Here is a 21,148-nt window from a genome sequence, read left to right as displayed (position 1 = left end):
AACTGAACCAACTCGGCTACCAAGTCAACCTCCAACCCATCGGGACGCCCTGAACAGCGGAAACGGTCACGAAGCGGGGATTTTCGAATCAGGCGACGTGAGCGCATCAGCCACGCGAACGTCCGCTCGACCAGCCACCTCTTCGGGACGACGAAGCCCGAAGCGTTGTCGCAGCGTTTGACCACCGTCAACGCGAAGCGCAGGACACTGCGGGCGAAGTCGACGAGCTGGCCGGTGTAGCCGCCGTCCGCCCACACCAGCGTCATGCGCCAGTGCCGCTCGCGCAGTGCGGCCAGCACCGTCTGCCCGGCCTCGCGATCGGTGACCGAGGCCGCAGTAACCATCACGGCGAGCAGCAGCCCGAGTGTGTCCACCACGATGTGCCGCTTGCGTCCGTTCACCTTCTTCCCGCCGTCGAAGCCTCGCGTCGCGGCGGGCACGGAGGCGGCCCCCTTCACCGACTGCGCGTCGATGACGCCCGCGGTCGGCTCCCGGTCCCGTCCCGCGGCCTCGCGGACCCGGTCGCGGAGCCGGTCGTGCAGTTCGCGCGTGAAGCCCTTGTCCCGCCACCTGCGCCAGAAGGCGTAGACCCGGTCCCAGACGGGGAAGTCGGCCGGCATCGCCCGCCACTTGATCCCGTTGTCGACCAGGTAGCGCACGGCGTCGACCATCTGTCGGTGGCAGTAACCCTCCGGCTGCCCGCCCCTGCCCTCCAGCCATCCCGGAACCGGCAGCGACGCACGAACCTGGGCCCACTCGGCGTCCGTCATGTCGGACGGATAGGTCCGTGCTCGTTCGGGACGGTCGGCCGCATTCCCGAACCGGTGAGCGAGGCAATCACACGACCGGGGAACCGAGTTGGACTCCACGGGCACGACAGGGCAAAACTGAGACATGAGGGCCTCCTGGGCTTCGGGCTTCGACAATCCCGAGCTGACCAGGAGGCCCTGCCTTCATGCGCGCGCCCGTTGAAGATCACTCGACCGAGCCTCACCAATCGAACCGACGCTCACCGTGATCGGTACGACAACGGCTTCTGAGGCAACCAGTTGAATTGGTGACCTCGGAGACAGGGAAAACTGCCTCTTGCGCCGCTCTGACGGGCCCAAGGATGCACTCCGGTGGTGGTCTTGGGATGTCCTGGCCGACCGGCTCCGGAAGGCGCTCGAACGCTCGCTCACGACCTCGCCGCATGCATGCTGACCTGGTGTTTTCCTTCAACTCTCCTAAGCTGGTGGCTTCCGCGGGACTTCATCGGAGGGGGCACCATGAGTCAGGAATCCGCGCAGTACGACGCGAGCCACATCGAGGTGCTGGAGGGGCTGGCAGCCGTTCGGAGGCGGCCCGGAATGTATCTCGGGTCGGTCAGTGAGCGTGGGCTGCACCAGCTGGTGTTCGAGGTCGGCAACCAGGCGGTGAACGAGGTCCTGGGCGGCCGGGCCAGTCGTGTGGAGATCACTCTGATCCCTGACGGTGGCGTGCGCGTCGCCATCGACGGGCCCGGCGTCCCCTTCGAGGACGCCGCGGACTTGGCGGGTCCCGGCCTCGGCGCGCAGCTCACACAGATTTTCGGGGGGCACGGGACGCTCGGCCGTGACGCGGCGCTCGTCGGCCGGCTCCATGTGGGGCTCTTCGTCGCCACCGCTCTGTCCGGTCGCCTGACGGCCGAGGTGCGGCGCGACGGGGTTCTCGAAATCCGGGAGTTCGCCAGGGGCATGGCGGTCGCCCCGCCCGCCGGGCCTGGACCGGTGGATGACAGCGGGACTGTCATCACCTTCTGGCCCGACGCGGACATCTTCGAGACCACGGAGGTCTCGTTCGACACGCTTGTGGATCGGTTCAGGGAACTGGCCTTCCTCAACCGCAGCCTCGACATCTTGCTCAGCGACGAGCGCCGATCCGATGACCCTCGGTCCGTCCGGTGCCGGTTCCCCGGCGGAGCAAGGGACTTCGTTGCCTTCCTCGACCAACGGGCGGGGGCTTGTGTGGACTCGGAAGTGATCGGCTTCGAGCGCGAGGACGAGCGGATGGCTGGAACGACGGAGGTTGCCTTCCGATGGCGGGCGGCCGGAGAGGAGCACGTCCTAGCCTTCGCCCACAGCCGTCCCACGCTCGCTGCCAGCACGCACGATCTGGGATTTCGCGCTGGAGTGGCCACCGCCGTCAACGCGCACGCCAGGGAGCGGCGGTGGCTGACGGCGGCGGACCACGATCTTCAGGCGAGTCAGATCTTGGAGGGCCTCACCGCGGTCGTCTCGGTGAAGCTGGACCACCCCGAGTTCGAAGGCGCCACGCGCGGAACGCTGGGCAACGCCGTGGTACGGACGTGCGTCGAGGAGGCCACCCGGGAGCATCTCGGTCGTTGGTTGAGGGAGCACCCGCAACAGGTCGAGGCAATCCTTCGGCGGATGCATCCGTGATGGTTGCCTCCATCAGCAGGCGTCCCGGGTGATCTCCTTGTTCCGGGAGCGCAGGCCCAGGAAGGTTTCGCTGTCGGAGCAGAGATTGGAACGAGCCGGTTCGACGACAATGCTGAAGCCGGCATGCGGATGATCGCGGCTGAGGCTCCCGTGGTCGTTCATGTGCGCATCGGCGAAGAGTTCGAGCTTCAGCTGAGCCTCTCGTCGGGTATGACCCTGGAGGTGTTCCCAGCAGGAAATCCTGGTCTGGAGGACTGGCGCTTTCTCAGCTCAGCTGAAGGCCGACCTCACTACGTCGTGGAAAACGGCTCGCTTTCCGCTGTGTGAGCCGAGACTGGCTCCCGCGGTCACGTCCTTGGTCAGCTCGGGGGGAAGCATGACCACAGTCGCGGGAATTTGCGCGACGCTCTGCTGCGTGGCACATGACCGCCGGCCCTACCCGGAGGAGGCGGTCGCCTGCAGCAGCAGCTTTCCGACCAGATCGGTGGCGGAGAGCTCCCCGCCGTCGGTCACCTGGCGATGCTCGCACGGCAGGCGAAGGGTGCCCCAACCCGATGCGGGTCAGCCGGGTTCTGTTCGCCCGAGACCCTGTCACGGCTCGAGACGCCCCCCACCCAGCTTCCCTGGGTTGCTTCGATCTCGTCCTCAGATTGCGACGAGGTGGACGTCCTGCGCGTTCAGTGCTGACAGGTAGGCGCCGATGTCGTCAGGGTCGCTGGTGAAGACGACGGCGCTGCCATGGCGAATCGCTGTCATGGCCACCATGGCGTCCACTACATCCGGGCGCTTCTTCGGCGGCAGGTCTGCCGTGCCCAGTGCCCCGCCGATGCGATGCCACTCGGTCATGTCCAGGGCGGTGCTGCACAGCAGGCACACGGGCTGTCCGGCGGCTGTCGGGCGGAGTGCTCCTGGTGAGCTGCGCGCATGCGGAACAGTGCAGTCCCGTAGGGCAGTTGCCAGGGCATGGACGGTACTGGGGGCGGGACGCCAGACCTGTCCCAGTACCGGTCCGGGCACGATGGCGCGGTGCGGGGTCGCCTTCAGGCTTTCATGGAGGCGCACTGCCTTGGCTTTGCGATCGGCGAGAGCGATCAGCATGCCGGTGTCGTAGACGGGGACGCGAGCGTTCACGCCGCGTGGCCGGGGCGCTGTGGTCGCGGCGGCGACTGGGCGGGTCGATCGGATCCGTAGACGAGCTCCAGGGCCTCCTCAACCTCGCGCCGTTCCTGCTCGGTGAGATCGTCCTCCCCAACGTCGGGCAAGGCGGGGAGCGCGGCTGCCTCGGTCTCGGCTGCGGAGATGACCGCGTCGATGGAGGCGAATTGAGCTTCCAAGGCATCGGTCTCAGCCATTTGCCGGGTCGCAGCATTGACCAGGTACGCCGAGACGTCCATCCCGGCGCGGTCGGCGTGCGCTCTGATCTGCTCGGCGTGTTCGGCGTCGAGGCTGATGCTGATCCTGGTCTTCGCCATGACGTCAGTGTATGACGCGTATTACGGGACGCCAAGCTGCTTCGGCGGAGCGCTTGAACGGAACGGGATCGGGCGAGCGCAACTCCGGCCGCGTGCTCTCGAAGTGCATTGCGGCACAGCCGGCAGGTTCGTTCGAGAGTCAGGGACCGTTACCGCCGAGACGACAAACCCACAGCTCACGGCCACATCAGGCAGTACAGCTGGTGCCCGGCCTCGTGCAGCCGGTTCGCGAAGTCCTGCCACTCGTGCAGCATCTTGTAGATCACGAACGCGTCCCGCGGCCCCCGGCGGTCCGGGACGGTGGACCAGATGAACGCCGCCGTGCCCAGTTCCGCCTCGTCCGCCTTCAGCAGCGGTGCGACCACCGTCTGCGGGAGCTGGACCACCGCGTAATCCGGGTGGAGGACCACCAGTTCCAGCGGGGGTACCTCGTTCAGGGGGATGCCGAGGATGCCGGTGAGGACCATCGCGCTCATGGTCTCCGGCTTGATCTTGGTGGAGAGCCCGCCGCTGATCGACTCCTCGGTGCCGTCGTGGCCGAAGAGCTCGCCGAGGCGGCCGAGCGTGCCGAGCTCGCCGGCGTCGAGGCCGAGGCCGTCGCGGCCGAGGGCGGTGGGAACGCGGGCGGCCGTGGCGCGGTCGGGTGCACCGAAGTACTTGTAGGTCACGCCCACGCGGCCAGCACCTCCACCTCCGTCACCACGGCGTGACGCATCTGCGAACTCGCGACCCCGGCGCGCGGCGCGTCCCGCGCCGCAGTCGGAGCCCTCGCGCTGCTCGGACACCCCGGACCATCCTTACCGTCCGTCGTCGATTTGCCAACAGGCCGCCGCGCACACGCTCGTCACGTACAAGTCACGCGCGTACTCGGCACATGGTCATCACGTCCCCGTCACGTGGCCACGCACACCGGATGGCACGATCATCGTCCCAGATGATCGGCGCGGACATGCCGCGTCGAAGGCTGCGATTTCGAAACGACGGTGATTTGAGACCATGTTCTCGTGAGCGATCCCGTGAGCATGCAGACCATCGGCCGTCCGTACCCGTACGAGGCGCCCGTTTCCCAGGCGTTGTTCGAACGCGCGTCCGTCGTCACGCCGGGTGGAGTGAACTCGCCGGTGCGCGCCTTCCGCGCGGTCGGGGGTACGCCCCGCTTCATGGTGTCCGGCACCGGCCCCTATCTCACCGACGCGGACGGCCGTGAGTACGTCGACCTGGTCTGCAGCTGGGGCCCGATGATCCTCGGCCACGCGCATCCCGAGGTCATCGCCGCCGTGCAGGACGCCGTCTCGCGCGGCACCTCCTTCGGCACGCCCGGTCAGGGCGAGGTCGAGCTGGGCGAGGAGATCGTGGACCGGATCGCGCCGGTCGAGCAGGTGCGCCTGGTCTCCTCCGGTACCGAGGCGACGATGTCCGCGATCCGTCTGGCCAGGGGTTTCACCGGCCGCGCCAAGGTCGTGAAGTTCGCTGGGTGTTACCACGGTCACGTCGACGCGCTGCTGGCCGCGGCCGGCTCCGGCCTGGCCACCTTCGCGCTCCCCGACACCCCCGGCGTCACCGGCGCCCAGGCCGGCGACACCATCGTGCTGCCGTACAACGACCTCCACGCCGTCCGTGCCGCCTTCGCCGCGCACCCGGGGGAGATCGCCTGCGTGATCACCGAGGCGTCCCCCGGCAACATGGGCGTGGTCCCGCCGCTGCCCGGTTTCAACAAGGGCCTGGCGGAGATCTGCCGCGCCAACGGCGCGCTCTTCGTCTCGGACGAGGTGATGACCGGCTTCCGCGTCTCGAAGGCCGGCTGGTACGGCTTCGAATCCGTGAACGAAGGGTGGTCCGCCGACGTCAAGCCGGACCTGATGACCTTCGGCAAGGTCATGGGCGGCGGCTTCCCCGCCGCGGCCTTCGGCGGTCGCGCCGACGTGATGGCCCACCTGGCCCCGGCCGGCCCCGTCTACCAGGCGGGCACGCTCTCCGGTAACCCGGTCGCCACCGCCGCCGGCCTCGCCCAGCTGCGCGCCTGCACCGACGCCGTCTACGCGACCGTCGACCAGGTCGCCGCCGAGGTCGCCTCCCTGGTCAGCGACTCGCTCGCGAAGGAGGGCGTGGCGCACAAGCTGCAGACGGCCGGAAACATGTTCTCGGTCTTCTTCACCGACCGTGCTGTCACCAACTACGACGAGGCGCGCGGCCAGGAGTCCTTCCGCTTCACGGCCTTCTTCCATGCCATGCTCGCCCAGGGCGTCTACCTGCCGCCCTCCGCCTTCGAGTCCTGGTTCGTCTCCGCCGCGCACGACGAGCGCGCGCTGGAGCGCATCGCCGCCGCGCTGCCGAGCGCTGCGCGGGCCGCGGCGGAAGCAACCCAGGCCACCCAGGCCACTCAGGCGTGAACACCCCCGACGAAGGGCCAGGAGCAGCGGTGAGTGAGAAGGACATCACGGTCGTCCACCTGATGCGCCACGGCGAGGTGCACAACCCGGATGGCGTCCTGTACGGGCGGCTGCCGGACTACCACCTCTCCGAGCTGGGCCGGAAGATGGCCGACCGGGTCGCCGACCACCTCAGCGGCCGTGACATCACCCACGTCGTCGCGTCCCCGTTGGACCGCGCGCAGGAGACCGCGTCGCCGATCGCCGCCGCGCACGGGCTGGCCGTCGCGGCGGACGAGCGGCTGATCGAGGCGGACAACGTCTTCCAGGGCAAGACCTTCGGCGTCGGCGACGGCTCACTGCGCAACCCGGCCTACTGGAAGCACCTGGTCAACCCGTTCCGCCCGTCCTGGGGCGAGCCGTACATCGAGCAGGTCGTGCGGATGATGGGCGCGCTCGGCGCGGCCCGCGACGCCGCGCGCGGGCACGAGGCGGTCTGCGTCAGCCACCAGCTGCCGATCTGGGTCACCCGCTCCTTCGCCGAGCACCGCCGCCTCTGGCACGACCCGCGCCGCAGGCAGTGCTCGCTCGCGAGCCTGACGACGTTCACCTACGAGGGCGACAAGATCGTCTCCATCGGCTACAGCGAGCCGGCCCGCGACCTGCTGCCGGCGCACCTGACGGGCAACAAGGGCCCGCTGACCAACAAGTCCTTCGGGGCCTGATTGGCCTTCCGGCCTGGATAAAGATCAATTAAATATCCACTACACGAAGCGTCGTGGCAGGTCAATGGCCTACCACGACGTATTCGTGGGGGCGGTGAAATCGACCTAAACACCCATGCGAAACTCTTCACATGAGTCGCCGCCCCACGCTCGCCGTCATCGCCGCTCTGACCGGCGTCCTCGCGCTCTCCGCCTGCAGTGGCACCAACCCGGCGGAGAACGGCGGCGGCAGCGACAGCGGCTTCGTGGCCGGGGCCGGCGAGTCCGTCTCCGTCCCGGTCGCCAGCCGGAGCGCGGCGATCGATCTGAGCGGCAAGGACCTCGACGGCAAGGCGATCAACCTGGCCGCCTACCGCGGCAAGGTCGTCGTGCTGAACGTCTGGGGCTCCTGGTGCGGCCCGTGCCGCGCGGAGGCGGGCGACCTCGAGAGCGTCTACAAGGCCGACCAGGGCAAGGGCGTCGCGTTCGTCGGCATCAACACCCGCGACACGCAGATCGACCAGGCGCAGCAGTTCGTCAAGACGCACGGGGTGACCTTCCCTAGCTTCTACGACGAGGACGGCTCGCTGCTGCTGCAGTTCCCCAAGGGCAGCCTCAACCCGCAGGCCATCCCGTCCACGCTGATCCTGGACCGCCAGGGCCGGATCGCCGTGCGCGCGCTGCAGCCGCTGACCAGCGACCAGCTGAACAAGATCCTCGACCCGGTGATCGCGGAGAAGTCGTGAACGGGACGGTCTTGCACGGGGCGCTGCTCCTCGCGATCCCGATCGCGCTGCTCGCGGGAATGGTGTCGTTCTTCTCCCCGTGCGTGCTGCCGTTGGTCCCCGGCTACCTCTCCTACGTCACCGGCTTCTCCGCCGCCGACCTCTCCGACGCCGAGGGACGCCGCCGCGGCCGGATGGCGCTCGGGGCGCTGCTCTTCGTGTTGGGCTTCACCGCCGTCTTCGTCTCCTTCGGCGCTTTCTTCGGTTACTTCGGCAACACCCTCGCGCAGCACCAGAGCATGATCACCCGGGTCTCCGGCGTGCTGGTGATCCTGATGGGCCTCGCCTTCATGGGCTTCCTGCCCGGCTTCACCCAGCGCGAACTGCGCAGCCACCGCAAGCCGGTGATGGGCCTGGTCGGTGCGCCCTTCCTCGGCGTCGTCTTCGGCCTGGGCTGGGCCCCGTGCATCGGGCCGACCCTCGCCGCCGTGAACACGCTGTCGTTCAACGAGGCCAGCGCCGGACGCGGCGCCCTGCTGACCGTGGCCTACTGCCTCGGTCTCGGCCTCCCCTTCATCGTCGCGGCGCTCGCGTTCCGGCGGACGCTGTCCGCGTTCAGCTGGATCAAGCGGAACAACCAGTGGGTCATGCGCATCGGTGGCGCCATGCTCGTCCTCGTCGGCCTGCTGCTGGTCACCGGGGCGTGGGACCAGATCACCACGCAGCTGAAGTACTGGTTTCCGAACAACTCGGTGGGTATCTGATGACGTCCGACCTTGATGCCGCCGAGCGGCTGAGCTCCGCCCCCACGGAGGACGGCGACACGGGCGGCGAGGTCGGCATCGGCGTGGTCGGCTGGCTCCGCTGGATGTGGCGGCAGCTCACCTCGATGCGCACCGCGCTGATCCTGCTCTTCCTGCTGTCGCTCGCGGCCATCCCCGGCTCGCTGGTGCCGCAGATTTCCGCCTCGCCGACCAAGGTCGCCGCGTTCGTGGCCAACCACCACACCCTCGCGCCGATCTACCAGAAGCTCGGGCTGTTCCACGTCTACAGCTCGTTCTGGTTCTCCGCGATCTACCTGCTGCTCTTCATCTCGCTCGCGGGCTGCATCGTCCCGCGTACCTGGCAGTTCGTCGGCGTGCTGCGCGCGCAGCCGCCCGCCGCGCCGAAGCACCTGGTCCGGCTGCCGGTCTACGCGAGCTGGCGCTCGCGCGGCTCGGGCTCGGACTCCAACGCAGGCGCGGGCGCGGAGCGGACGCTCGACGCCGCCGAGGCGCTGCTGCGCAAGCGCCGCTTCCGGGTCGCCCGCGACGGGGACGCGATCACCTCCGAGAAGGGCTACCTGCGCGAGGTCGGGAACCTGCTCTTCCACATCTCCCTCTTCGGCATGCTGATCGCCTTCGCGGTCGGCAAGCTCTTCGGCGGCATGGGCACCGTGCTCCTGATCGAGGGCAAGGGGTTCAGCAACAACGTCTCGCAGTACGACGACTTCATGCCGAGCACCTTCTACACCGCCGACAGCCTCGACCCCTTCGGCTTCAAGCTGGACCGCTTCGAGGCGACGTACCAGACCACCGGCGACCAGCTCGGCACCGCGCGCACCTTCCAGGCGAACGTCTCCTACTGGACCGGCAGCGACGCGTCGACCGCGAAGAAGGCGACGATCCGGGTCAACGACCCGCTGACCGTCGACGGCAGCAACGTCTACCTGACCGCGCACGGCTACGCGCCGGTCTTCAAGGTCACCGACGCCAAAGGCAACGTCGTCTTCGACGGCCCGACGCCCTGTCTGCCGCAGGACGGCAACATCACCTCCGTCTGCGCGATCAAGGTCAACGACGGCTACGTCGACAACAACGGCACGGCGACGCAGATCGGCATCTCCGGCATCTTCACGCCGACCGCGGCCACCGACGCGTCCGTGAAGAAGCTGGGCCCGCACTCGATCTTCCCGGACCTGGCCGACCCCAAGATCTACCTCACCGCCTACCACGGTGACCTGGGCAACAACTCCGGCGCCCCGCAGAGCATCTACCAGCTCGACACGAAGCACATGGCCCAGTACAAGTTCGCCGACGGCACGCCGCTGACGTTGCCGCTCGCGCCGAACCAGGGCTTCAAGCTGCCGAGCGGTGGCACGGTGACCTTCACCGGGATCCAGCAGTGGGCCAACTTCACCGTCGCCCACAACCCGGGTACCGGCTGGGCGCTGACCAGCTCGATGCTCGCCGTCCTCGGCCTGATCGGCTCGCTCTTCGTGCAGCGCCGCCGGATCTGGGTCCGCGCGGTGACAAGCCCGGACGGCACCACGACCGTCGAGCTCGCCGGTCTCGCCCGCAGCGAGTCCGCACGGATCGCGGAGGAGCTGGCCGAGCTCGCGCTGGAGCTCCAGGACACGGCGCCTGCCGACGTCGAGGCGGACGCCGAGCCCATTGAAGAATCCGCAGTCCAAGAACCGTCCGCCGATGACGACAAGGTCGCGGCCGGCCCCACGACCACGACCACGACCAAGGAGTGAACGTGAGGATCCTCGCCGAGGCGGCGATCGACACCCGCTTCGCCAACATCTCCAACGTCCTCATCTACTCGGCGATGGCGGTCTTCCTCTTCGCCTTCCTCGCATACGCGGCCGAGTGGACCTTCGGCGGGCGCAGCCGCGTGGCGCGGCAGTCCGCCGCGCTCGCGGGCCGCGGCTCGCTGGCGGAGACCGTCGCCGAGGCCGAGGCCGAGGCCACGAAGGCCGGCCAGGCGCCGACCGTCGCCGTGACCGTCACCCGTGCGGGTGGCGGGACCACGACGCTGACCCGTACCGTCGCCGCGAAGGCGGGCAAGGTCGACGTGGTCACCCGCGGCGACGCGGCCCCGCCGGTCGACGGCGTCGGCGCGTCCGGCGGCGACGAGGGCGCGGACCGGCTCGGCCGGATCGCGGTCTCGCTGACCACGCTGGCCGCGCTGCTGGACCTGTGCGCGGTCATCACCCGCGGTATCTCCGCGCACCGGCCGCCGTGGGGCAACCTCTACGAGTTCACCTGCGCGATGACCGTCGTCGCCGCGCTGCTCTTCGTGGGCCTGCTGACGGCGGGCAAGGACGTCCGCTGGATGGGCCTGCCGGTCACCCTCGGCGCGGTGCTCGGCCTCGGCATCGCGGTCGCGGTCTTCTACACCGACTCCGAGCAGCTGGTCCCCGCGCTGCACTCCTACTGGCTCTGGATCCACGTCTCCGGCGCGATGGTCTGCGGCGGCGCGCTCTACGCGGGCGCGGTCGCGGCGGTGCTGTTCTACGCGAAGGACGTCTACGAGCAGCGCAAGGGGCAGGAGCTGATCAAGGGCGGCTGGTGGTCGGACGTCTTCGACCGGCTCCCGGCCGCGGCGACGCTCGACAAGTGGTCCTACCGGATCAACGCCTTCGTCTTCCCGCTGTGGACCTTCACCATCATCGCGGGCGCGATCTGGGCCGAGGCGGCCTGGGGCCACTACTGGGAGTGGGACCCGACCGAGACCTGGGCGTTCATCACCTGGGTCGCCTACGCCTGCTACCTGCACGCGCGGGCCACGGCCGGCTGGAAGGGCCGCAAGGCGGCGGTGCTCGCGTTCGTCGCCTTCGCCTGCTACCTGTTCAACGCCTACGGCGTGAGCATCTTCATCAACGGCAAGCACTCCTACGCGGGCGTCTGACGCCGGAGCGGACACGGCACCCTGACGGGGGCGCGAGGCATAAGGCCTCGCGCCCCTGTTTCGTCCCTGTCACTCGCACCAGGCAGAATGCGGCCGACGGCTCCACGTCATCTGCTCCACCTTCTGCACTGATTCACGCCATCCACCCTGGGAGGACGGCCATGACCGCGATCGACGCGTTCGGCACTGACCCGCTCGGTACTGACCCTTTCGGTACCGCAGCCCTGCGCCGACGCGTCCTCGACGCGTGGGCCGCCGCCCCTGCCAGGTTCCGTGAGGACGCCAACGCCGAGGAGGAGCTGGCCCTCGGCGGCTACCGCGACCGGCTGATCGTCGAACTCGCGCAGAACGCCGCCGACGCCGCCCGCCGGGCCGGCGTGACCGGCCGGCTGCGGCTGACCCTGCGCGACGGCGTCCTCGGCGCGGCCAACACCGGCGCGCACCTGGACGCCGAGGGCGTCGAGTCGCTCTCCACGCTGCGGGCGTCCTCCAAGCGCGACGACCGCGACGCGGGCTCCGTCGGCCGCTTCGGCGTCGGCTTCGCCGCGGTGCTCGCGGTCAGCGACGAGCCGAGCGTCATCGGCGTCCCCGGCGGCGTGCGCTGGTCGCTCAGCGAGGCGCAGGCGCTGGCTGCGGAGGCCGCCTCAGGCGCCGGCTCAGGCACCGCTTCCGGGCTCGCCGAGGAGCTGCGCCGCCGTGACGGTCACGTCCCGCTGCTCCGCCTGCCGCTGCCCGCCGAGGGCACCCCGCCCGCCGGCTACGACACCGTCGTGCTGCTGCCGCTCCGTGACGCCGCCGCCGAGGATCTGACCCGCCGCCTGCTGGAGGACACCGACGACGCGCTGCTGCTGGCGCTGCCGGGCCTGGCCGAGGTCGTCATCGAGACGGACGGTGCCGTCCGCACGCTCGCCCGCCGCGCCGCCACCGCGACGGAGGCCGAGGACGGCCCCGCCGAGGTGGTGATCGCCGACGACGACGCCGAGACGCGCTGGCAGGTCGTCAGCGCGGACGGCCCGCTCGACGCGGCCCTGCTCGCCGACCGCACGGTCGAGGAGCGCCACCGCCCCTACTGGTCCGTCACCTGGGCCGTCCCGGTCGACGACGCGGGCGACCCGCTGCGCGTCCGCACCGCCGCCTACCTGCACGCGCCCACGCCCAGCGACGAGCCGCTCGGCCTGCCCGCACTGCTGATCGCGAGCTTCCCGCTCGACTCGACGCGCCGCCACGTCGCGCCGGGACCGCTCACCGACTTCCTGGTCGAGCAGGCCGCCGACGCCTACGTCGAGTTGGTCCGCCGTCGCGGCGTCAGCCTCGGCTCGCTCCGGCTGGTCCCGGCTCCGCTCGGCAAGGGCGAGTTGGACGCCAAGCTGCGTCGCGCGATCCTGGCCCGGCTGCCGGAGACGCCGTTCTTGCCCCTCGCCGTGGACGAGGAGGAGGGCGAGACCGCCCTGCGTCCGCGCGACGCCGTGCTGCTGGAGGGCGCCGACGCCGAGATCGTCCGCGCGCTCGCCGCCGTGCTGCCGGGCCTGCTGCCCGCCGGTCTCGAACGTCGCCAGGAGCTGCGCGCGCTGGAGGTGCGCCGGGTCGCGCTGGCCGAGACGGTCGACCAGCTCGCCAACCTGGACCGCGCGCCCGAGTGGTGGCGCAACCTCTACGGCTCGCTCGCAGCCGCCGACCCGGAGGCGCTCGGCGCGCTGCCGGTGCCGCTCGCCGACGGGCGGATCGTGCGCGGCCCGCGCCGCGTGCTGATCCCGATGGGACTGTCGGACTCCGACGCCCAGGTCAGCGCCGACGATCTGGCGGTCCTCGGGCTCCGTCTGGCCCACCCGGATGCCGCCCACGCGCTGCTGGAGAAGCTCGGCGCGGGCCTCGCCACCCCGGCGGGTGTCCTGGAGACGCCGGAGGTCCAGGCCGCTGTCCTCCGTTCCGCCGAGCTCGACGACGAGGACGAGGCGGAGGAGCTGGCCGACGCCGTGCTGCGTCTGGTCCGGGCCGCCGTGGCGGACGGGTCGATGACGGAGGGTCAGTACCCGTGGCTGGCCCGCCTCGCGCTGCTCGACGAGGACGGCGGGCCGACCCCTGCCGGTGAACTCGTGCTGCCGGGCAGCGCGTTGGCCGCCGTCGTGCAGGAGGAGGACGCGGTCTTCCTCGACGACGAGCTCGCCGAGCGCTGGGGCCCCGAGGTGCTGCGCGCGGTGGGCGTCGGGCACACGCTCGGCCTGCTACACGCCGAGGAGGCCGTCCTCGACCCGGACGACCTGGAGCGCTTCGACCCGACCGCCCCCGCCGACCGCGCTCTCGGCGGCGAGCCCCTCTCGCTGCTGGACGAGGCCCCCGACGGCCTGGCCGAGTGGGCCGATGAGGTCACCGAGCGGTTCCACTCGGGCGACCTGCCGTTCGCCGTCCCGCCGGTCGCGGCCGAACTGCTCGCCGTCCGCGACCTGGACCTCGTCGACGACGAAGCCTGGCCGCAGGCGCTCGCCCTGCTCTCCGCGCCGCCGCTGCGCGCCGCCGTCGTCGACAAGATCCGCCTGCTGCTGCCGGACGGCGGCACCGCCGAGGTCGTCCCCTACGCGGCCTGGTGGCTGCGCGACCACCCGGTCCTCGACGGCCGCGCCCCCGCCGGGCTGCGCGCCGCCGGCGGCGACCGGCTGCTGCGCGGCCTCTACGACGAGGCGCGGACGACGCTCGACGAGGTCTTCCTGCACGCCCTCGGCGTCCGCACCACGCTGGCCGCGCTGCTCACCGAGCCCGACGGCCCGGACGACGTGCTGGAGCGCCTCACCGACGCCGAGCGAGCCGTGACCCACCGTCAGCTGCACGGCCTCTACACCGCCCTGGCCTCGGTCGCGCTGGAGCGGATCGCCCTGCCCGACGAGGTCCGCGCCCTACCCCCGCTGGACCCGGCGACGCACCGCCGCCCCGCCCACACCGTCATCGTGGACGTCGCCGACGCTGTGATCGCGGACGCCCCTGACCTGGTGCAGCTGCTGGACGACTTCCCGCTCATCACCGTCGCCCCGGCGCTCGCCCCCGCGCTGGCCGAGCGGCTGCACGTCTCGCTCGCCAGCGAGATCGCGGGCGGCCGGGTGCTGACCGAGGGCGCCGTGCGCCGCGTCCCCGCCGAGGTGCGCGAGCTGCTTCCCGGCTGCCCTGCGGTCTACGAGGAGCACGAGGAACTGCTCGTCGTCGGCCCCGAGGGCGAGGAGGCCGCCGTCGACTGGCGCTGGGACGCGGCCACCGAGGCTCCGGTCCCGGGAGAGGGCGAGGACGAGGTAGCGGAGCCCGACGAGTTCGCGCCGGTCGTCCCCTTCGGCACGCTGCACGCCGCGACGCCGGAGGGCCTGGCCGCCGGCCTGGCCTGGGCGGCGGGCGCGTGGTCGCGCCGCTTCGAGGTGCTCGCCCTGCTCGGCGACCCCGACCGCGCCTACGAGCTCTCGGCGGCGCGGGACTTCGAGGGGTAGGGGACCTGCTTTCCGCCCCTGCCTCAGTGCCTCAGCCCTGGCGGGAGAACCGCCGGGGCTGGGGCAGGCCATGGTTGATCCAGCGCCAGACGATCTCCAGCAGCACGCCCGCCGCCACGGCGATCCCCACGCCGGTGAGCGGGTCGCGCAGGCCGACCAGATGCAGCTGGAAGAAGTGCTGCGCCCACGGCACGACCATCACCAGCAGGAATCCGAGCGCCATCAGCACGACCAGGAGCAGCTTCCAGAGCGCGAACGGCCTCGCGATGATCGCCAGCACCCAGAGTGCGACGATGAACAGCGTCAACGTCGCGGTGCTGGTGTCCGCCACCTCCCCGGTGGCGTGGTTGGCGCGGGCCAGCATGTACGCGGTGAACGCCGCCGTCCCCGCGATCACGCCTGCGGGCACCGCGAAGCGCAGCACCCGCCGGACGAAGCCGGGCCGGGCGCGCTCGTTGTTGGGCGCGAGCGCGAGGAAGAACGCCGGGATGCCGATCGTCAGCGCGCTGAGCACGGTGGAGTGTCGCGGCAGGAACGGGTAGGGGACGCGGCAGATGATCGTCGCGAGCGCCAGGAACACCGCGTAGACGGTCTTGACCAGGAACAGGTTGGCGACCCGCTCGATGTTGCCGATCACCCGGCGGCCCTCGGCGACGACGAGGGGGAGGGTGGAGAAGCGGTTGTCCAGCAGCACGATCTGCGCGACGGCGCGCGTCGCCTCGCTGCCCGAGCCCATCGCCACGCCGATGTCGGCGTCCTTGAGCGCGAGCACGTCGTTGACGCCGTCGCCGGTCATCGCGACATGGTGGCCGCGCGACTGCAGCGCGGCCACCATGTCGCGCTTCTGCTGCGGGGTGACCCGGCCGAAGACGGAGTGCGCCTCGACGGCGTCGGCGAGTTCGGCGAACTGGGCGGCGTTCGCGTCCGTGGCCGCAGCGTCGGGCTCGGGCTCGGGGTCGGCGGTCGTGGCAGTCGTGGCGCTCGCCGTGGTCGTAGCGGTCGCGGTCGTGGTTGCGGTGATCGCCGTGGCCGCCGGTGCTGTCGCCGCCACCGCCACCGCCACCGGCTTGGGCAGTTGCCGCGCGTCCATCGGGTTCTGCGCTCCCGGCAGGCCGAGCGAGCCGGCCACCGCGCCGACCGACAGCGCGTTGTCGCCGGAGATGACCTTCGCCGCGACGTTCTGCCGCTCGAAGTAACGCAGCGTCTCCGCCGCGTCCGGCCGCACCCGCTGCCGCAGCACCACCAGCGCCTGCGGGGCGAGACCTGCCGCCGGGTCGGGCGCGTCCAGCGGCGTCGGCGTCCGGGCCAGCAGCAGCACGCGCAGGCCCTGCGAGCCGAGCGCGTCCGCGTCGACGAGGGCGGGGTGCCCGACGGGCAGCAGCACGTCCGGCGCGCCGAGCAGCCAGGTCGCGACCTCGCCCTGGGCGTCCTTGAGCTCCGCCCCCGACCACTTGCGCGCGGAGGAGAACGCCGCCGCCTGCTGCACCCGCCAGCCGTCGGGGGAGGGGTAGGCGTCGATGATCGCCTGCAGGCTCGCGTTCGGGCGGGCGTCGGCGGTGCCGAGTGCGCCGAGCGCGTGCTCGGCACGGTCGAGGGGCGCGCCGTCGAGCGGCTGGACCTTCTCGACGTCCATGCCGCCCTCGGTGAGCGTCCCGGTCTTGTCCAGGCAGACCGTGTCGACCCGGGCCAGCCCCTCGATGGCGGGCAGCTCCTGGACGAGACACTGCCGACGCCCCAGCCGGACCACACCGATGGCGAAGGCGACGGAAGTGAGCAGCACCAGACCCTCGGGGACCATCGGCACGATCCCGGCCACCATGCGCCGGATCGCCTCGGGGAAGTTGCTGCGGGAGACGTAGAGCTGGCTGATCACCAGGCCGATCGCGGTCGGGATCAGCAGGTAGGTGATGAAGCGCAGGATGGTGTTGATGCCGCTGCGCAGCTCGGAGTGGACCAGCGTGAACCGGCTCGCCTCCTCGGCGAGCTGCGCGGCGTACGCCTCGCGGCCGACCTTCGTGGTCGTGAACGCGCCGCTGCCCGCGACGACGAAGCTGCCGGAGAGGACCGGGTCGCCCAGGTGCTTGATGACCGGGTCGGCCTCACCGGTGAGCAGCGACTCGTCGATCTCCAGGCCCTCGGCTTCGGCCACCGCGCCGTCGACCGTGATCTTGTCGCCGGAGCCCAGCTCCACCAGGTCGCCGAGGACGATCTCGCTGTTGCTCAGTTCGAGCGTGCGGCCCCCGCGCCGGACCCGGGGCTTGGCCTCGCCGATCACGGCCAGATTGTCCAGGGTCTTCTTGGCGCGCAGCTCCTGGATGATCCCGATGCCGGTGTTGGCGACGATGATGAAGCCGAAGAGCCCGTCCTGGATCGGCCCCACCGTCATGATCACCACGAAGAGGGTGCCGATGATGGCGTTGAAGCGGGTGAAGACGTTCGTCCGCACGATCTCCTGCGTGGACCGGCTGGAGCGGACCGGTACGTCGTTCACCTCGCCTCTGGCGACACGCTCCGCCACCTCGGCGTCGCTGAGTCCGGAGAGCGAGGGGAGCGTGCTGGTCATACGGCCGACCCTAGGCGGGGGTGTCTCCCGACGCCTGCTGGGCGCGCCGCTCCTCGGCCTCCTGGATCGCCGCTGCTCGGTCGGCCGCCGCCTGGATCGCCCGACGCCGACCGCGGCAGTACCAGATGCCGATCAGGCCCAGTCCGAATCCGGCCAGGCAGATCCACGGCCAGTTGCCGCGGCCGTGCGCGGCGAGGGAGCTGTGGAAGGGGATCAGCACCAGGAAGCCGATCAGCCAGAGCACGGTCCCGCCGGTGACGATGGCGACGTCGTTCGCCTCCATGGGCGGCGCGGAGGGCAGCTTGGCTGTCTTCTTCACGAGGCTCGGCATCTTCACAGTTCACGAGCGTACAGCGCGGGGTTTTGCGGGCCTGTTCGCTGCTTGCGTTGGATGTTCGCACAGTCTACGCGCGCAGATGGCCAAAACATTTTGTTTATTTGATACTGGACGCGATCGAACTCATGGCTGGATCCAGTGCGTCGAAGCGACCGGTATTCAGCCTCCTGTGTTAGTCGCTCGAATCGTGACTGCCGGACCGATCGACCCACCGCCCGAACGCTCCGCGCTAGGAACCGCTCCATGACCTCGTCGGCCACCGCCATGACCGCGCCCGCTGACCCCGGATCCCAGCCGCCCGGCGGCGCGCTGGACCGCTTCTTCAAGATCTCCGAGCGCGGCTCCAGCTTCGGCCGCGAGATCCGCGGCGGCGCTGCCACCTTCTTCGCGATGGCCTACATCATCGTGCTGAACCCGATCATCCTGTCCTCTGCGACGGACAAATTCGGCCATCACCTGAGCACCGGCCAGCTGGTCACCGCGACGGTCATCACCGCGGCCTTCACCACGCTGCTGATGGGCGTCTTCGCCAACGTCCCGATCGCGCTGGCGGCCGGCCTCGGCGTCAACAGCGTCGTCGCGCTGCAGCTCGCGCCGAAGATGAGCTGGCCGGACGCGATGGGCATGGTGGTCCTGGCCGGCCTCGCGATCATGGTTCTGGTGGCCACCGGCCTGCGCGAGCGCGTCATGGCGGCGGTCCCGCTGAGCCTGCGCAAGGCGATCGCCATCGGCATCGGCCTCTTCATCGCGCTGATCGGCATGGTCGACGGCGGCTTCGTCACGCGTATCCCCGACGCCGCGCACACGACGGTCCCGCTTCAGCTCGGCGGCAACGGGCACCTGACCGGCTGGCCGGTGCTGATCTTCGTCGTCGGCGTGCTGCTGACCCTGGTGCTGATGGTCCGCAAGGTCCCGGGCGCGATCCTGATCTCGATCGTGGTCGCGACGGTATTCGCGATGATCGTGGACAAGGTCGCCAAGATCCCCGCCGAGAGCTGGGGCCTGACCGTCCCCGCCCTGCCGAGCCACGTGGTCGCCACGCCGGACTTCGGCTTGATCGGCAAGGTCAGCCTCTTCGGCGGCTTCAGCCAGGTGGGTGTGCTGACGGGCGTTCTCTTCGTCTTCACGGTGCTGCTGTCGTGCTTCTTCGACGCCATGGGTACCGTGCTGGGCGTCTCCGAGGAGGCGCACCTGCTGGACGCCGAGGGCAACCTGCCGGGCATGAACAAGGTCCTGATGATCGACGGCATCGCGACCCTCACCGGCGGCGCGACCTCCAGCTCGGCCGGCACCTGCTTCGCCGAGTCGACGACGGGCGTGGGCGAAGGCGCGCGGACGGGTCTGGCCAGCGTGGTCACCGGCCTCTTCTTCACCGCGGCGCTCTTCCTCACCCCGCTGGCGACCATGGTCCCGACCCAGGCGGCCACCCCAGCGCTGGTGGTGGTCGGCTTCCTGATCATGGCGAGCGGCATCCGCGAGATCGACTGGTCCGACTTCACGATCGCCGTCCCGGCGTTCCTGACGATGATCATCATGCCGTTCACGTACAGCATCACGAACGGGATCGGCATCGGGTTCATCGTCTTCTGCGTGCTGCGCCTGGCGGCGGGCCGTGGCCGCGAGGTACCGGTCCCGCTGTACGCGGTGGCGGCGGTCTTCGCGTTCTACTACCTGATGCCGGCGCTGGGTCTGGGGCAGTGAGCTAGCGGCTGGGACGGGCGGCGGATCTCGACGGGTCCGCCGCCTTTGGCGTTCCACGCCCGGGAGCGCAAGGCTGACGCGGATCGCGGACTTGGGTGCACCCCTCCGCAGGGCGGTTCCGCGCCACCCGGCATCTCATTGAGGCCTGACGTTGTGGTTCAGGTGGAACACGTTCTCCGGGTCGTACTGCCGCTTCACCGCAGCCAAGCGCTCGTAGTTGGCCCGGCCGAAGCCCGCCACGACGCGTTCCTGGCCCTCGTGGCCGATGAAGTTGAGGTAGACCGCGCCGGTCGACCACGGCCTGAGCTCGGCCCGCGTCTCCTGCACCCACCGCCGGCCACGCTCGTCGTCGGTGGCGTCGGACCACATGCCGTACGGGTGCACGACCCACGAGGCGGTTCGCCAAGGGACGGGGTAGTCGGCTCGGCCCCGCGACACGGCGCCGCCCTGGGGGAGCAGGTACAGCTGCGACGGCGAGGGTGTGATCATCTGATCGGCGCGTTCGCAGAAGCGTTTCAGGACCTCGTCCGGCACAGCGTCGAGATACTCCGCTGACCAGTAGTTCCGGAAGCCCGGCGGGTCGTCCAGCGCGCACTGGAAGTCGGCGTACGGCAGCTCTGCCATCTCCGCACATGCGTGGCCGAGCTCGAGCATCGGCCGGAACACCTCCCTCGCAGCCTCCTCCCCGCCTACGTACGTGAGCAGGACTCCGCAGGCGAGGTGACCGACCAGGGACTCGGGGACGAAGTCCTCGGGCGGCGCTGTGCAGAAGAGGAAACCGCCGCCGACCTCGTCCGGGGCGGTCGCCATGAAGTCGCGGTAGGCCCGCCCGACGTCGAACCCTGCGGCGGGCTCCCAGAGCAGCAGCGCGAAGGTGATCGTCGATACCGGGTGCAGCCGGAAGGTGAACTCGGTGACGACCCCGAAGTTTCCGCCGCCGCCGTGCAGCGCCCAGAAGAGCTCCGGGTTCTCGTCCTCGGCGGCGCGGAGTGTGCTGCCGTCCGCGGTCACCAGCGTGACCGACAGCAGGTTGTCGCAGGTGAGCCCGAAGGTGCGCTCCAGCCAACCCGACCCGCCGCCGAGCGTCAGTCCGGCCAGACCTGTCGTGGAGACCCGGCCGCCGGTGCACGCCAGCGCGTACGGCTGGGTGGCGCGGTCGAAGTCGCCCATGGTCGTGCCGCCGCCGGCTCGTGCGGTCCGAGCAGCCGGGTCGACCGACACCGAGTTCATCCGCCGCAGGTCGATGACGATCCCGCCCTCGGTGATCGCCATCCCCGCGACGCTGTGGCCGCCGCCCCGTACGGCGATCTCCAGCCCGTGCTCGCGCCCGAAGCGGATGGCTCTGGCGATGTCCGGTGGTCCGGCGCACTGAGCGATGACGGCCGGCCTGCGGTCGATCGCCGCGTTGAAGACGGTCCGTGCGTCGTCGTACCCGGGATCCTCCGGAAGGATCAGTGCCCCGTCGAATCCGGCGCCGAGGTCGGCGAGCGCCGCGTCGCTGACGCCGTCCGATTCCATGGCCGCATCCTTTCGGGCGCCGGCTACCGTCTCTTCAGTCAACCACTCGCTCGCGCTCTGGGCGCGGGCAGCAGCCGTACGCGGCGGAGTGCGTGATGGCGGCACCGGCGTCGGCCGCCTTGACGAATCCGGTCGCCTGCGGGGCGGGGATGCCACCAGAATGCCGCGTCACCGATCACGCAACGCCCTCGCGGGGGCGT

At 70.5% G+C, this 21,148-nt stretch carries 17 protein-coding genes; 10 read left to right on the top strand and 7 right to left on the bottom strand.

What is annotated here, in order from left to right; translation table 11 throughout:
* The coding region (locus tag ABIA32_RS25995) for an IS5 family transposase (protein ID WP_370100144.1) at nucleotides 1-770 on the bottom strand (770 nt) is incomplete at its 3' end.
* Between the two features lie 498 nt (nucleotides 771-1,268).
* On the opposite strand from ABIA32_RS25995, the gene ABIA32_RS25990 reads away from it, so the two are divergent.
* Together ABIA32_RS25990 and ABIA32_RS25985 are read left to right on the top strand one after the other, a co-directional pair.
* A complete protein-coding gene (locus ABIA32_RS25990; RefSeq protein ID WP_370100141.1) occupies nucleotides 1,269-2,420 on the top strand; it encodes a DNA gyrase subunit B in 1,152 nt (383 codons plus the stop codon).
* 123 nt (nucleotides 2,421-2,543) lie between these two features.
* Nucleotides 2,544-2,747 carry a hypothetical protein gene (locus ABIA32_RS25985; protein WP_370100138.1) on the top strand — a complete coding sequence of 68 codons (204 nt, stop codon included), beginning with the start codon at nucleotides 2,544-2,546 and terminating at the stop codon, nucleotides 2,745-2,747.
* A gap of 318 nt (nucleotides 2,748-3,065) precedes the next feature.
* Here the strand turns inward: ABIA32_RS25985 and ABIA32_RS25980 are convergent, their stop codons facing one another.
* The 3 genes from ABIA32_RS25980 to ABIA32_RS25970 form a co-directional block, all read right to left on the bottom strand.
* Nucleotides 3,066-3,518, bottom strand: coding sequence for a hypothetical protein (locus ABIA32_RS25980; protein WP_370100136.1), 453 nt, complete (start codon nucleotides 3,516-3,518; stop codon nucleotides 3,066-3,068).
* 29 nt (nucleotides 3,519-3,547) lie between these two features.
* A complete protein-coding gene (locus tag ABIA32_RS25975) occupies nucleotides 3,548-3,892 on the bottom strand; it encodes a hypothetical protein (RefSeq protein ID WP_370100133.1) in 345 nt (114 codons plus the stop codon).
* A gap of 176 nt (nucleotides 3,893-4,068) precedes the next feature.
* Entirely contained in the window at nucleotides 4,069-4,566 is a 498-nt protein-coding gene (locus ABIA32_RS25970; RefSeq protein WP_370100130.1) for a hypothetical protein, read from the bottom strand.
* A 348-nt stretch (nucleotides 4,567-4,914) separates the two neighbouring features.
* On the opposite strand from ABIA32_RS25970, the gene hemL reads away from it, so the two are divergent.
* The 7 genes from hemL (at nucleotide 4,915) to ABIA32_RS25935 (ending at nucleotide 14,829) form a co-directional block, all read left to right on the top strand.
* Nucleotides 4,915-6,282 (top strand): glutamate-1-semialdehyde 2,1-aminomutase, encoded by a 1,368-nt coding sequence (hemL, locus tag ABIA32_RS25965; protein WP_370100173.1) that lies wholly within the window; start codon nucleotides 4,915-4,917, stop codon nucleotides 6,280-6,282.
* A 62-nt stretch (nucleotides 6,283-6,344) separates the two neighbouring features.
* Complete coding sequence (locus ABIA32_RS25960; RefSeq protein WP_370100170.1) at nucleotides 6,345-6,986, top strand: histidine phosphatase family protein; 642 nt, start codon at nucleotides 6,345-6,347, stop codon at nucleotides 6,984-6,986.
* 131 nt (nucleotides 6,987-7,117) lie between these two features.
* Complete coding sequence (locus tag ABIA32_RS25955; RefSeq protein WP_370100127.1) at nucleotides 7,118-7,711, top strand: TlpA family protein disulfide reductase; 594 nt, start codon at nucleotides 7,118-7,120, stop codon at nucleotides 7,709-7,711.
* Complete coding sequence (locus ABIA32_RS25950) at nucleotides 7,708-8,454, top strand: cytochrome c biogenesis CcdA family protein (protein WP_370100124.1); 747 nt, start codon at nucleotides 7,708-7,710, stop codon at nucleotides 8,452-8,454. Before ABIA32_RS25955 ends, ABIA32_RS25950 begins: the two co-directional genes overlap by 4 nt.
* Nucleotides 8,454-10,208, top strand: coding sequence for a cytochrome c biogenesis protein ResB (locus ABIA32_RS25945; RefSeq protein ID WP_370100121.1), 1,755 nt, complete (start codon nucleotides 8,454-8,456; stop codon nucleotides 10,206-10,208). Before ABIA32_RS25950 ends, ABIA32_RS25945 begins: the two co-directional genes overlap by 1 nt.
* A gap of 8 nt (nucleotides 10,209-10,216) precedes the next feature.
* On the top strand, nucleotides 10,217-11,365 hold the full coding sequence (gene ccsB / locus ABIA32_RS25940) for a c-type cytochrome biogenesis protein CcsB (protein WP_370100167.1): 1,149 nt from the start codon (nucleotides 10,217-10,219) through the stop codon (nucleotides 11,363-11,365).
* 161 nt (nucleotides 11,366-11,526) lie between these two features.
* A complete protein-coding gene (locus ABIA32_RS25935) occupies nucleotides 11,527-14,829 on the top strand; it encodes a sacsin N-terminal ATP-binding-like domain-containing protein (RefSeq protein ID WP_370100118.1) in 3,303 nt (1,100 codons plus the stop codon).
* Nucleotides 14,830-14,860: 31 nt separating this feature from the next.
* On the opposite strand, the gene ABIA32_RS25930 is transcribed toward ABIA32_RS25935, so the two are convergent.
* Together ABIA32_RS25930 and ABIA32_RS25925 are read right to left on the bottom strand one after the other, a co-directional pair.
* Nucleotides 14,861-17,392 (bottom strand): cation-translocating P-type ATPase, encoded by a 2,532-nt coding sequence (locus tag ABIA32_RS25930; protein WP_370100116.1) that lies wholly within the window; start codon nucleotides 17,390-17,392, stop codon nucleotides 14,861-14,863.
* A gap of 10 nt (nucleotides 17,393-17,402) precedes the next feature.
* Nucleotides 17,403-17,723: a DUF2530 domain-containing protein gene (locus tag ABIA32_RS25925; protein ID WP_370100113.1), complete on the bottom strand. Its 321-nt coding sequence runs from the start codon at nucleotides 17,721-17,723 to the stop codon at nucleotides 17,403-17,405.
* 249 nt (nucleotides 17,724-17,972) lie between these two features.
* Between ABIA32_RS25925 and ABIA32_RS25920 the strand changes: the two genes are divergently transcribed.
* Nucleotides 17,973-19,430: an NCS2 family permease gene (locus ABIA32_RS25920; protein WP_370100111.1), complete on the top strand. Its 1,458-nt coding sequence runs from the start codon at nucleotides 17,973-17,975 to the stop codon at nucleotides 19,428-19,430.
* A 135-nt stretch (nucleotides 19,431-19,565) separates the two neighbouring features.
* Here the strand turns inward: ABIA32_RS25920 and ABIA32_RS25915 are convergent, their stop codons facing one another.
* The gene (locus ABIA32_RS25915) at nucleotides 19,566-20,948 is read right to left on the bottom strand and encodes an FAD-binding oxidoreductase (protein WP_370100108.1); all 1,383 of its coding nucleotides are present in this window, start codon (nucleotides 20,946-20,948) and stop codon (nucleotides 19,566-19,568) included.
* Nucleotides 20,949-21,148 lie beyond the last annotated feature (200 nt).

The organism is Streptacidiphilus sp. MAP12-20 (assembly GCF_041262525.1).
In the GTDB taxonomy this organism is placed as follows: Bacteria; Actinomycetota; Actinomycetes; order Streptomycetales; family Streptomycetaceae; genus Streptacidiphilus.
Note: the sequence above shows the minus strand (reverse complement) of the source record. Positions and strands in the feature narration are given on the sequence as shown.